This is a genomic window from Burkholderia sp. MSHR3999, assembly GCF_000833595.1.
Classification (GTDB): domain Bacteria; phylum Pseudomonadota; class Gammaproteobacteria; order Burkholderiales; family Burkholderiaceae; genus Burkholderia; species Burkholderia ubonensis.
Genome location: NZ_JRFO01000007.1, coordinates 2,246,558 through 2,259,444, shown reverse-complemented (window position 1 = coordinate 2,259,444; position 12,887 = coordinate 2,246,558). Strand labels below are relative to the sequence as shown.

Sequence of the window (12,887 nt, the reverse complement as noted above, 5' to 3'; positions counted from 1 at the left end):
CGCCCGAATCCCTTCATGCCGCGCGCTCCATGGCGGCGTCGTACCGACCGCGACAGGCCGCACCGTTCAGGCGCGCGCGCAGGAGCAGCGCTTGCTGCGCGTCGCGCACATTGGCCGCCTGTCCCTTCCAGGCTGCAAGCGGCGGTTCCTGCAGCGCGCGTCCATAGGAAAAGCTCAACAGCCACGGCCGTCCGGAGAGGCGATTCATCGCGTCGAGATTGGCCGTCGCTTCCTCGGGCGTCTGCCCGCCGGACAGGAAGAAGATGCCGGGGACTTCGGCCGGCACGACGCCGCGCAACAGACGGACCGTCGCGTCGGCAACCTCGGCGGGCGCCGGCTGCGCCGCGTGCTCCTTGCCCGGCACGACCATGCTCGGCTTGAGCAGCATGTGCGCCAGCACGACCCGATGCCGATGCAGCGCATCGAACACCGCGTGCAGCACCGCGTCGGTCACGGCCGCGCACCGCGCGATCGAATGATCGCCGTCGATCAGCACTTCCGGCTCGACGATCGGCACGATGCCGGCTTCCTGGCAGATCGCCGCATAGCGTGCCAGCGACTCGGCGTTCGCCTCGATCGCGAGGCGGCTCGGCAGCGTGTCGGACACGTTGTACACCGCGCGCCATTTCGCGAAACGCGCGCCTTGCTGCTTGTAGCGATCGACGCGAATCGCGAGCCCGTCCAGCCCTTGCGTGATTTCGTCGCCGGGCGCGTGCGCGAGCGGTATCTTGCCCGTGTCGACCTTGATGCCGGGCACGATCTGCTGGCGCTCGGCGAGTTCGGGCAACGGCGTGCCGTCGTCCGCGCGTTGCCCCAGCGTCTCTTCATACAGGATGACGCCGCTGATGAATTCGCCGAGGCCCGGCGTCGACAGCAACAGGCTGCGCCACGCGCGGCGGTTCTCCTCAGTCGATTCGACCGCAATCGTCTTGAAGCGCTTCGCGATGGTCGGGCCGCTTTCGTCGGCGGCCAGCAAGCCCTTGCCGTCCTGCACGAGCGCGTCGATCGTCGCCTGGAGTTCGCTGTCGATGCTCATCTGATCGCCTCCATGAAGACCGCGATGCAGCGCCACGCGGACCGGGTCGCTTCCACGTTGCGCGTCGCGACGTCAGTGCTCCAATCTTCATTTTTGGTCGCGCGTCGAGCAGAACGCAAGGCGCGCGATGATTATGATTTGCGCGCGATGGGCAAGGCACGTCCCGTGCTACTGGCGCTGCCGCGCCGCGAGCGCGCCGATGGTCCGCATCGCGTTCTCGACGGCGGGCGTCCAGGGGCGGCCGTAGTTGAGCCGGACGTAACGGCGGAAACCGCCCGTCGCGGAAAAGATCGGCCCGGGCGCAATGCTGATGCCGTTCTCCATCGCGGCGCCGAACAGGCGCAGCGCATCCACGCGCGGCGGCAGTTCGATCCACAGGAAATAGCCGCCGAGCGGCGCACACACTTCGGTCCCCTGCGGAAAATATGCGCGCACCGCCGCGAGCATCTGTTCCTGATGCGCGGCGAGATTGCGTCGCAGCTTGCGCAGAAAGCGGTCGTATCCGCCGTCCTGCAGATAGCTCGATATCGCCAGTTGCGCCGGCACGTCGGCCGACGGCGCCGCGACGCATTGCGCCTGCCGGATCTGATGCACGTAACGTCCGGCCGCGACCCAGCCGATGCGGAAACCTGGCGCGAGGCATTTCGAAAACGAGCCGCAATGAAGCACGAGCCCGCTATCGTCGTACAGTTTGGCGGGGCGCATCGGCGCGGACCCGAAATACAGCTCGCTGTAGACGTCGTCTTCGATCAGCGGCACCTGATACGCGGCGAGCAGATCGATCAGCGCGCGCTTGCGCTCGTCGGACAACGTCGCCCCGGTCGGATTGTGGAACGACGTCATGAGCCAGCAGGCGCGAATCGGATGCTGGTCGAGCGCTTCGGCGAGTGCGTCGAGATCGAGCCCCGTGCGCGGATCGACCGGAATTTCGACGGCCTTCAGATGCAGGCGCTGCACCGCCTGCAACACCGCGTGGAAGGCCGGACGTTCGATCGCGACCAGTTCGCCCGGGCGCGTCAGCGCCTGCAGGCTCAGCGTCAGCGCCTCCAGCGCGCCGGTCGTGATGACGATTTCGTCCATCGGCAACGCCGCGCCCGCAATCAGGTAGCGCAACGCAATCTGCCGGCGCAGCCCTTCGTCCCCGGGCGGAAAGCCGGACAGCAGCCGCGTGCGATTCATGTTGCGCGCCACCGAAGTGACGCAGCGCCACAGGCTGCTCATCGGAAACAGCGAATAGCTGGCGAACGCCGACCCCAGCTGAACGATGTGCTGATCCTTGATGGAATCGATGAGCCTGGCGAGCGCATCGTCGACGCCGCTGCGTGCAGCGGGCGTCTTGCGCGGCGGGCCGTGGCTCGGGCGCGCGCGCTTTCCTCCGACATCCGAAACGAAATAGCCGGAGCGCGTTCGCGCGACGATCAGACCCTCGCTCTCGAGCAGGTAGTACGCGCGGAATACGGTCGTCGGGCTGACCTTGAACGCCTTGCTGGCGTCGCGAATGGTCGGAATGCGCGCACCGGGCACCAGATCGCCGCGCCGAATGGAATCGGCTATCGTCTGCGCCAGCGCCGCATATCGCTTCATGCGTGTCCTCTGCCGATCCGTGCCTCGTTGAAAAAAAGAGTAGCACGGGGCATGTCGCGCACCATCTGGTCCTCATATCTGATCCGCTTGTTTTTTCAAGGCCCTGATCCTTTTCATTTGCACGGTTCACGGGCATCCTCTCGGCACCTTTTTTCATCCGGTGTCCAATCCATACGGAATTCACGCTGCCCGACGGCTGATCCGTGGTCCTGCGCATTTGCGCGGGGCCTTGTCTGCCGGCGTCTCCACCTCTCACCCAGGAATACCCAGCGTGAAATTGAAGACCCTCGTCGCGGGCCTCGTGGCCGGTATCGCCCTCAATCTTTCCGGCGGCGCGGCCGAAGCGGCCTGCATCAGCAATCCTCCGGCCCAGTCCAACGCGTCGTTCCCGAGCGCACTCACGGGCAAGCTCGTCTATCACAGCTACGTCAACTACGGCGACGGCACGAGCCAGCTGTTCCTCTACGATTTCTCGGCGCACACGCTGACCCAGTTGAGCAAGAGTACGTGGGGCATCACCGATCCGATGAACGGCGTGTTCAGCCCCGACGGCAAGTGGCTCGCGTTCATGGGCATCAAAAACAACGCGTGGAACGTGTTCATGCTCCAGCTCGGCACCAGCAATCCGCCGATCAACATGACGAACAGCACGGGCGCCACCCGCAACGAAGACCCGAAATTCAGCGCGGACGGCAAGACCCTCGTGTTCAAGCAGAACGGCGACGTCAAGCAGGCGACGCTGTCGTACACGAGCGCGGGCCCGGTGTTCACGTCGGTCGTGAGCCTGACGAACGCGCCGGCCGGCGCCGAGTATTCGATGCCGTTTCTCGCGCCGGACGCGAGCGCCGTCTACTACGCCACCGGCACCGGCGCGAACATGGGCCTGATGAAGCGCACGATCGCGACCGGCGCCACGGCCGTGTTCGATAATCCGGCGGGCCTGCAGACCTACTATCCGATCGTGCGCGCGGACGGCACGGTGTTCTACGCGCGCTGGAAGGACACGAGCCAGCTCGACCAGATCTATTCGAAGACCGCGGACCCGGCGTCGACGCCGAACCAGCTCGCGATCAACGACTGCATCAGCAACAACTCCGATCCGGCGCCGGTGAACGGCACGAACTACGTGTTCTTCTCGTCGACGACGGCCGGCGGCTATCAGCTCTACGTGGGCGACGTGACGACCGGCCAGCGCTGGAGCCTGTCGCAGTTCGGCGTGAACGCCGACACGACGAAGGCCAAGCTCGGGTCGAACTACTACGGCGGTCCGGCCGCCGGCCAGACCACGCTGCTGTCGCAAGGGCGTCCCGCCGCCGCGTCGGCCAGCTACAACGCATCCCTGACGCCGGACAAGGCCTTCGACGGCAACACCACCAGCACGCGATGGGATTCGCCGGAGGGCGCCGGCGTCGATCCGCAATGGATCTCCGTGGATCTCGGTTCCGTGAAGACCATCAACGGCGTCGATCTCTACTGGGACGCCGGCGCGCTCGTCTACCAGATCCAGACGTCGAGCGACAACGTGAACTGGACGACGATCTATTCGACGAGCAACGGTGTCTCGTACGGCCATGTCGCGATCCCGAATCTCAACGGCCGCGGCCGCTACGTGCGGATGTACGGCACGAAGCGCGCGACGCAGTGGGGGTATTCGCTCGACGAAATGCAGGTGTGGGGGTATTGAGCGTCCAGCGCAAACGAAAAAGCGACCCGACGGGTCGCTTTTTTTACGTCATGCGATGCAGGCGTCACGCATGCATCGCGAGCGACGCCGGGAAGGCCGAACCCACGCCGCCCACCCCCTGCGCGAGCGGCGCGACCTGCTTGCGGCGCTCCCGCGTCGGCGCCACGCCGAACGCGTCGCGGTAGCTCTTGCTGAAATGGCACGCCGACTGGAACCCGCATGCCATCGTGATGTGCATGATCGACATGTCGGTCTGCAGCAGCAGCTCGCGCGCGCGGCGTAGCCGCAGCGTCAGGTAGTAGTGCGTCGGCGTCACGCCGAGATGCTCGCGGAACAGCCGCTGCAGTTGCCGCTGCGACATGTTCGCGAGGCGCGCGAGCTCCTCGCGCGACAGCGGCTCCTCGATGTTGTTCTCCATCAGCGAGATCACTTCGAACAGCGACTTGTTGGCCGAGCCGAGCCGCGCGACGAGCGGCATCCGCTGCTGCGCGCTCGTGTCGCGCACGTGCTCGACGATGAACTGCTCGGCGATCTGCGTGACGCGCGCGGTGCCCACGCGCGCGGCGATCAGGTTCAGCATCATGTCGAGCGGCGCGACGCCGCCCGTGCAGGTGATGCGGTCGCGATCGATCACGAACAGCTCCTTCAGGAAGCGCGTGTCGGGAAACTCCTCCTTCAGCGCGGACATGTTCTCCCAGTGGATCGCGCACGCGTAGCCCGCGAGCAGGCCCGACTTCGCGAGCGCATAGGTGCCCGTGCACAGGCTGCCGAGCGGAATGCCCGAACGCGCGAAGCGGCGCAGCGTCGACAGGTGGGCGGCGGTGGTCGCGCGCTGCACGTCGACGCCGCCGCACACGAACACGATGTCCGGCTGCCCCGCGCATTCGGCCGGGCCGGTGTCGACGGTCAGGCCGTTGCTCGCCGTGACCGGGCCGCCTTCCGGGCTGATGACCGACCAGCGGTAGAGCGGCTGGCCGCTCAGGTAATTCGCCATCCGAAGCACCTCGATCGCATTCGTGAACGCAATCATCGTGAAGTTGGGCAACGGCATGAACGCGAAGTGGGACAGCGACGCTGTGCGGTCGGGCGACATGGGGAGCGTTCCTTGAATCTCTACTAATAGCTATTGGCCCGAGGCACCGAACGGGCTGGGGTATTGTGTGAGCGAGTGCAACAAGCGTGCCATACGGCTAAACCCTAGCTACATACGTTGATTTGGCTCAAACGCGTTGCTGCACTGCACCGAATCCGTGACCGGCTGCACCCGCCGCGGGCGGCGGCGGCACCGCGGCAGTGCCTGCCGGCCGTTGCCGCGCTGCGGCGGCGATGCTTGGCGATCCGAAAAAGCACGACCGGTCACTTGTATAAAACGGACGCGCATGGCGGAAAAGGCAAAGAACGCGTCTAAATTCATCAATCGACCGAAAATCCGAACGACAAGAATAGAGCCGTCGGCAGCCATGCCCTGGACATGCCGGAAACCCAGGCACGGCGGGCCTCAAGCATTGATTGCCGCCCACTATTCTTCGTCACGGATGCCCTATGTCGAACACCCAGTCTTTCTTCTCGCAGCCCCTCGCCGAGCGCGACGCGCCGGTCCGCAGCGCCATCCTGAAGGAACTCGAGCGACAGCAGTCGCAGGTCGAGCTGATCGCGTCGGAAAACATCGTGTCGCGCGCTGTGCTCGAAGCGCAGGGCTCGGTGCTGACCAACAAGTACGCGGAAGGGTATCCGGGCAAGCGCTACTACGGCGGCTGCGAATTCGCCGATGAAGTCGAGGCGCTTGCGATCGAGCGCGTGAAGCAGATCTTCAACGCCGGCTACGCGAACGTGCAGCCGCACTCGGGCGCGCAGGCGAACGGCTCGGTGATGCTCGCGCTCGCGAAGCCGGGCGACACGGTGCTCGGCATGTCGCTCGACGCGGGCGGCCACCTGACGCACGGCGCGAAGCCGGCGCTGTCGGGCAAGTGGTTCAACGCGGTGCAGTACGGCGTGAACCGCGACACGATGCTGATCGACTACGACCAGGTCGAGGAACTGGCTCACCAGCACAAGCCGAGCCTGATCATTGCCGGCTTCTCCGCGTATCCGCGCAAGCTCGACTTCGCGCGCTTCCGCGCGATCGCCGACAGCGTCGGCGCGAAGCTGATGGTCGACATGGCGCACATCGCGGGCGTGATCGCCGCAGGCCGCCACGCGAACCCGGTCGAGCACGCGCACGTCGTCACGTCGACCACGCACAAGACGCTGCGCGGCCCGCGCGGCGGCTTCGTGCTGACCAACGACGAGGAGATCGCCAAGAAGATCAACTCGGCCGTGTTCCCCGGCCTGCAGGGCGGCCCGCTGATGCACGTGATCGCCGGCAAGGCGGTCGCGTTCGGCGAAGTGCTGCATGCGGACTTCAAGACCTATATCGACAACGTGCTCGCGAACGCGCAGGCGCTCGGCGAAGTGCTGAAGGCGGGCGGCGTCGATCTCGTCACCGGCGGCACCGACAACCACCTGCTGCTCGTCGACCTGCGGCCGAAGGGCCTGAAGGGCGCGCCGGTCGAGCAGGCGCTCGAACGTGCGGGCATCACGTGCAACAAGAACGGCATCCCGTTCGACACCGAGAAGCCCACCGTCACGTCGGGCATCCGTCTCGGCACGCCGGCTGGCACGACGCGCGGCTTCGGCGTCGCGGAGTTTCGCGAGGTCGGCCGCCTGATCCTCGAGGTGTTCGACGCGCTGCGCGCGAACCCGGAGGGCGACCATGCCACCGAGCAGCGCGTGCGCCGCGAGATCTTCGCGCTCTGCGAGCGCTTCCCGATTTACTGATCGACACCGACACGAATGGAGCGAGAGGCGGATATGAGCACGCTGCATCAGGACAGCATCATCATCGACGGGTTGAACATCTCGAAGTTCGAGAAGCCGGTGTTCGAAGACATGCGCAAGGGCGGCATCACGGCCGCGAATTGCACGGTATCGGTGTGGGAGAACTTCACGAAGACCGTCGACAACATCGGCGTGATGAAGAAGAAGATCCGCGACAACAGCGAACTGCTGACGCTGGTGCGCACGACGGAAGACATCTTCCGCGCGAAGAAGGAAGACAAGACCGGCGTGATCCTCGGCTTCCAGAACGCGCACGCGTTCGAGGACAACATCGGCTACATCGAGGCGTTCGCCGACATGGGCGTGCGCGTCGTGCAGCTCTGCTACAACACGCAGAACCTGGTCGGCACCGGCTGCTACGAGCGCGACGGCGGGCTGTCCGACTTCGGCCGCGAAGTGATCACCGAGATGAACCGCGTCGGCATCATGGTCGACCTGTCGCATGTGGGCGGCAACACGTCGTCGGAAGCGATCGCGTTCTCGAAGAAGCCGGTGTGCTACTCGCACTGCCTGCCGTCGGGCCTGAAGGAGCATCCGCGCAACAAGAGCGACGAACAGCTGAAGGAGATCGCCGATGCGGGCGGCTTCGTCGGCGTGACGATGTTCGCGCCGTTCCTGAAGCGCGGGATCGAAGCGAACATCGACGACTACATCGAGGCGATCGACTACGTCGTGAACCTGATCGGCGAAGACGCGGTCGGCATCGGCACGGACTTCACGCAGGACTACGCGAAGGAATTCTTCGACATGCTGACGCATGACAAGGGCCGCTATCGCCAGCTGACCAACTTCGGCAAGGTGATCAACCCGGACGGCATCCGCACGATCGGCGAATTCCCGAACCTGACCGCCGCGATGGAACGCCACGGCTGGAAGGAGTCGCGCATCCGCAAGATCATGGGCGAGAACTGGGTGCGCGTGTTCAAGGACGTGTGGGGCGCATAAGCGTCACGCCACGTCGAGCCGAGCCGGACCGCCACTAGCGATTCACCACAAGAAAAGTCGGGACGTGCCCGCGCAAGCCGCGTGGGCGCGCGGACGATGCCGCGCCTGCGAGACCTGCAAAACCGCGGGCGGCGCGCGGCGAATTTTCCTCACGGAGTCACCACGATGCAACCGCAACTGCCGATCGACGTCGATCCCGATACCGGCGTCTGGACCACCGACGCGCTGCCGATGCTGTACGTGCCGCGCCACTTCTTCACGAACAACCACGTCGCCGTCGAGGAAGCGCTCGGCGTCGAAGCGTATGCCGAGATCCTCTACAAGGCCGGCTACAAGTCCGCGTACCACTGGTGCGACAAGGAAGCGAAGCTGCACGGCCTGACCGGCATGGCGGTGTTCGAGCACTACCTGAAGCGCCTGTCGCAGCGCGGCTGGGGCCTGTTCTCGATCATCGAGGCCGACCCGGCGACGGCGCGCGCGAAGATCGAGCTGCGCCACTCGTCGTTCGTGCTCCAGCAGCCGGGCAAGGAAGGCAAGCTCTGCTACATGTTCGCCGGCTGGTTCGCCGGCGCGATGGACTGGGTGAACGACACGACGCCGGAAGGCAAGGGCGCGCCGCGCTCGCAGTCGAAGGAAGTGCAGTGCGCGGCCGAGCACCACGACCACTGCGTCTTCGAAGTGTCGCCGATCGCGCACTGATGCGCTGACGATCCAACACCGAACAACACCCGCAACACGAGACACACGAACGCCAGAGGTCGCCAGCGATGCGTTATCCCCACCTGTTCAAACCCATGCAGCTGAACCAGCTGACGCTGCGCAACCGGATCGTCAGTACCGCCCACGCGGAGGTGTATGCCGAGCCGGGCGGCCTGCCGGGCGACCGCTACATCCGCTATTACGAAGAGAAGGCGAAGGGCGGCGTCGGCCTGGCGATCTGCGGCGGGTCGAGCCCAGTGTCGATCGACAGCCCGCAGGGCTGGTGGAAATCGGTGAACCTGTCGAACGACAGGATCATCGATCCGCTCACGCGGCTGGCCGACACGATGCACAAGCACGGCGCGAAGATCATGATCCAGGCGACGCACATGGGCCGCCGCTCGTCGTTCCACGGCGAGCACTGGCCGCACCTGATGTCGCCGTCGGGCGTGCGCGAGCCGGTGCACCGCGGCAACGCGAAGATCATCGAGATCGAGGAAATCCGCCGCATCATCGGCGATTTCGCGGCGGCCGCGAAGCGCGTGAAGGCTGCCGGCATGGACGGCATCGAAATCTCGGCCGCCCACCAGCACCTGATCGACCAGTTCTGGAGCAAGCGCTCGAACCATCGCACCGACGAATGGGGCGGCAGCCTCGAGAACCGCCTGCGCTTCGGCATCGAAGTGCTGACGGCGGTGCGCGAAGCGGTCGGCAAGGATTTCTGCGTCGGCCTGCGCATGTGCGGCGACGAATTCCACGAGGACGGCCTCGATCACGAAGCGCTGAAGGAAATCGCGCAGGCGATGTCGGAGACGGGCCTGATCGACTACCTGAGCGTGGTCGGTTCCGGCGGGGATACGCACAACACGATCGCGAACTGCATGCCGCCGATGGCGCTGCCGCCGGAGCCGTTCGTGCACCTCGCGGCCGGCATCAAGTCGGTCGTGAAGATTCCGGTGATGCACGCGCAGAGCATCCGCGATGCGGGCCAGGCCGAGCGCCTGCTCGCCACCGGCATGATCGACCTGGTCGGCATGACGCGCGCACAGATCGCCGATCCGCACATGGTCATCAAGATTCGCGACGGCCGCGAGGACGAAATCAAGCAGTGCGTCGGCGCGAACTACTGCATCGACCGCCAGTACAACGGCCTCGACGTGCTGTGCATCCAGAACGCGGCCACCTCGCGCGAAGCGACGATGCCGCACATCATCGAGAAGTCGCGCGGCCCGAAGCGCAAGGTGGTGGTGGTGGGCGCCGGCCCGGCGGGCCTCGAGGCGGCGCGCGTCGCGAAGCTGCGCGGGCACGACGTGGTGCTGTTCGAGAAGAACACGGAAGTGGGCGGGCAGGTGATGATCGCCGCGAGGGCGCCGCAGCGCGAACAGATGTCGGGGATCATCCGCTGGTTCGACATGGAAACCAGGCGCCTGGGCGTCGACCGCCGCCTCGGCGTGGCCGCCGACGAGAAGATGATCATGGCCGAGAAGCCGGACATCGTCGTGCTCGCGACGGGCGGCTCCAGCTTCACCTGGCAGGTGCCGGGCTGGGGCGTGGCCGAGGGCCTGGCCGTCAGCTCGTGGGACATCCTGACCGGCAAGGTCGAGCCGAAGCAGAACGTGCTGCTGTTCGACGGCGTGAGCACCCATGCGGGCGCGGGCGTGGCCGACTTCATGGCGAGCCGCGGCTCGAAGGTCGAGGTCGTCACGCCCGACGTGAAGGTGGCCGACGATTGCGGCGGCACGACGTTCCCGATCTTCTATCGCCGCCTGTACGCGCTCGGCGTGATCCCGACGCCGAACACTATGCTCGACCGCGTCTATGAAGAAGACGGCAAGAAGATCGCCGTGCTGCGCAACGAGTACACGGAGGAACTGGAAGAGCGCGCCGTCGACCAGGTGGTGATCGAGAACGGTTCGTCGCCGAACGACGAGCTGTACTGGAAGCTCAAGCCGGAATCGCTGAACCGCGGCCAGATCGATCCGCACACGCTGTTCGCGGCCCAGCCGCAGCCGTGCCTGTCGGAAGAGCTCGGCAACGGCCGTTTCCTGCTGTTCCGTGTCGGCGACTGCATCTCGATGCACAACGTCCATGGCGCGATCTACGACTCGCTGCGTCTCGTGAAGGATTTCTAACGCCATGAATCCGTCCTTCCTGATTACCGCATTGCTGTGGCTGTCGGTGGCGGGGCTCGCGTTCGCGGTCGCGAAGCGCTCGTCGTACTGGCGTCTCGGCCGGGCCACCGCGCCCGGCGCGTTCGGCGTCGCGAACCTGTTCGCGATCCCGAAGCGCTACTTCGTCGACCTGCACCACGTGGTCGCCCGCGATCCGTACATCGCGAAGACGCACGTCGCGACGGCAGGCGGCGCGATCGCCGCGCTCGCACTGGTGTTCGTCAACTACGGCCTCGCGATCTACTCGCCGTGGCTCGACAAGCTGATCTTCCTGGCAGCGCTCGCGATGCTGGTCGGCGCGGTGTTCGTGTGGCGCCGCCGTCACGCGCGGAACGTGCCGGCGCGGCTGTCGAAAGGCCCGTGGAATACGCTGCCGTGGCTGCTCGGCTCGTTCGCGCTCGGCCTCGTGCTGTACATGCTGGTGCCGGCCGGCGCGATGTCCGGCGCGTTCGCGGTGCTCTGCGCGGTGCTGATCGGCGTCGGCGCATTCGCGATGACGTTCGGCGCCGCGAAGGGCGGCCCGATGAAGCACGCGATCGCGGGCCTGCTGCATCTCGCGTTCCACCCGCGCCAGGAGCGTTTCGCGGCGACCCGCGAATCGTTCACCGGCAACGGCACCGCCACGCCGCCGACCGCGCTGAAGCTGCCCGACATCGAGCAGCAGGAATACGGCGTCGCGAAGCCGGTCGAGTTCCGCTGGAACCAGTTGCTGAGCTTCGATGCATGCGTGCAGTGCGGCAAGTGCGAAGCCGCGTGCCCTGCGTTCGCGTCGGGCCAGCCGCTGAACCCGAAGAAGCTGATCCAGGATCTCGTCGTCGGGATGGCGGGCGGCAGCGATGCGGCGTATGCGGGCAGCCCGACGCCGGGCATCGCGGTCGGCCAGCACCGCGGCGAGCCGAACGGCCCGATCGTGTCGGGGCTGATCGAAGCGCAGACGTTGTGGTCGTGCACGACCTGCCGCGCGTGCGTGCAGGAATGCCCGATGCTGATCGAGCACGTCGACGCGATCGTCGACATGCGCCGCAACCAGACGCTCGTGCACGGCACGGTGCCGGGCAAGGGCGCGGAAGTGCTCGCGAACCTGCGCGAGACGGGCACGATGGGCGGCTACGACACGGCCGCGCGCTACGACTGGTCGGTGGACCTGAACGCGCCGGTCGCGCAGCCCGGCAAGCCGGTCGACGTGCTGTTCGTCGCGGGCGAGGGCGCGTTCGACATGCGCTACCAGCGCACGCTGCGCGCGCTCGTCAAGGTATTGAACCGCGCTGGCGTCGATTATGCGGTGCTCGGCGGCGGCGAGACCGACACGGGCGACGTCGCGCGCCGTCTCGGCGACGAAGCGACGTTCCAGCAGCTCGCGAAGCGCCTGATCGGCACGCTGTCGACGCTGTCGTACAAGCAGATCGTCACGGCCGACCCGCACGTGATGCACAGCCTGCGCAACGAATACCGCGCGCTCGGCCTGCGCGTGACGGTCAAGCATCACACGACGTATCTCGCCGAACTCGCGGAGAGCGGCAGGATTTCGCCGAAGGCCGTCGATGCGCTGAGCGAGAAGCGCACCACGTATCACGACCCGTGCTACCTCGGCCGCTACAACGGCGAGACGGACGCGCCGCGCAAGCTGCTGAAGACGATCGGCATCCAGGTCGTCGAGATGGAGCGCAACGGGATGCGCGGCCGCTGCTGCGGCGGTGGCGGCGGCGCGCCGCTGACCGACATCCCCGGCAAGCAGCGCATTCCCGACATCCGTATCGCCGACGCGCGCACGATCGGCGCGGAGGTGGTCGCGGTTGCCTGCCCGAACTGCACGGCGATGCTCGAAGGCGTCGTGGGCCCGCGCCCCGATGTGCTCGACGTGGCCGAACTCGTTGCTGCGTCGCTGGAGTGA

General features: G+C 66.3%; 9 protein-coding genes. 6 read left to right on the top strand and 3 right to left on the bottom strand.

What is annotated here, in order from left to right:
* Nucleotides 1-13 precede the first annotated feature (13 nt).
* Both KY49_RS33300 and KY49_RS33295 read right to left on the bottom strand, forming a co-directional pair.
* Nucleotides 14-1,036 (bottom strand): class I fructose-bisphosphate aldolase, encoded by a 1,023-nt coding sequence (locus KY49_RS33300; protein ID WP_042588484.1) that lies wholly within the window; start codon nt 1,034-1,036, stop codon nt 14-16.
* A gap of 168 nt (nt 1,037-1,204) precedes the next feature.
* Nucleotides 1,205-2,620, bottom strand: coding sequence for an aminotransferase-like domain-containing protein (locus KY49_RS33295; RefSeq protein WP_042588483.1), 1,416 nt, complete (start codon nt 2,618-2,620; stop codon nt 1,205-1,207).
* A gap of 271 nt (nt 2,621-2,891) precedes the next feature.
* Between KY49_RS33295 and KY49_RS33290 the strand changes: the two genes are divergently transcribed.
* Nucleotides 2,892-4,304, top strand: coding sequence for a discoidin domain-containing protein (locus KY49_RS33290; protein ID WP_042588482.1), 1,413 nt, complete (start codon nt 2,892-2,894; stop codon nt 4,302-4,304).
* Between the two features lie 64 nt (nt 4,305-4,368).
* Here KY49_RS33290 and KY49_RS33285 read toward each other — a convergent pair whose 3' ends face one another.
* The gene (locus tag KY49_RS33285) at nt 4,369-5,397 is read right to left on the bottom strand and encodes a GlxA family transcriptional regulator (RefSeq protein WP_042588481.1); all 1,029 of its coding nucleotides are present in this window, start codon (nt 5,395-5,397) and stop codon (nt 4,369-4,371) included.
* Nucleotides 5,398-5,846: 449 nt separating this feature from the next.
* Here KY49_RS33285 and KY49_RS33280 point away from each other — a divergent pair, with 449 nt between their 5' ends.
* The 5 genes from KY49_RS33280 (at nt 5,847) to KY49_RS33260 (ending at nt 12,887) form a co-directional block, all read left to right on the top strand.
* A complete protein-coding gene (locus KY49_RS33280) occupies nt 5,847-7,121 on the top strand; it encodes a serine hydroxymethyltransferase (protein ID WP_010089913.1) in 1,275 nt (424 codons plus the stop codon).
* Between the two features lie 33 nt (nt 7,122-7,154).
* A complete protein-coding gene (locus tag KY49_RS33275) occupies nt 7,155-8,126 on the top strand; it encodes a dipeptidase (RefSeq protein ID WP_042588480.1) in 972 nt (323 codons plus the stop codon).
* Nucleotides 8,127-8,291: 165 nt separating this feature from the next.
* A complete protein-coding gene (locus tag KY49_RS33270) occupies nt 8,292-8,825 on the top strand; it encodes a DUF5943 domain-containing protein (protein WP_010089911.1) in 534 nt (177 codons plus the stop codon).
* Between the two features lie 68 nt (nt 8,826-8,893).
* Nucleotides 8,894-10,957 carry an NADH:flavin oxidoreductase gene (locus KY49_RS33265; RefSeq protein ID WP_042588479.1) on the top strand — a complete coding sequence of 688 codons (2,064 nt, stop codon included), beginning with the start codon at nt 8,894-8,896 and terminating at the stop codon, nt 10,955-10,957.
* Between the two features lie 4 nt (nt 10,958-10,961).
* Nucleotides 10,962-12,887 carry a (Fe-S)-binding protein gene (locus KY49_RS33260; RefSeq protein WP_010089909.1) on the top strand — a complete coding sequence of 642 codons (1,926 nt, stop codon included), beginning with the start codon at nt 10,962-10,964 and terminating at the stop codon, nt 12,885-12,887.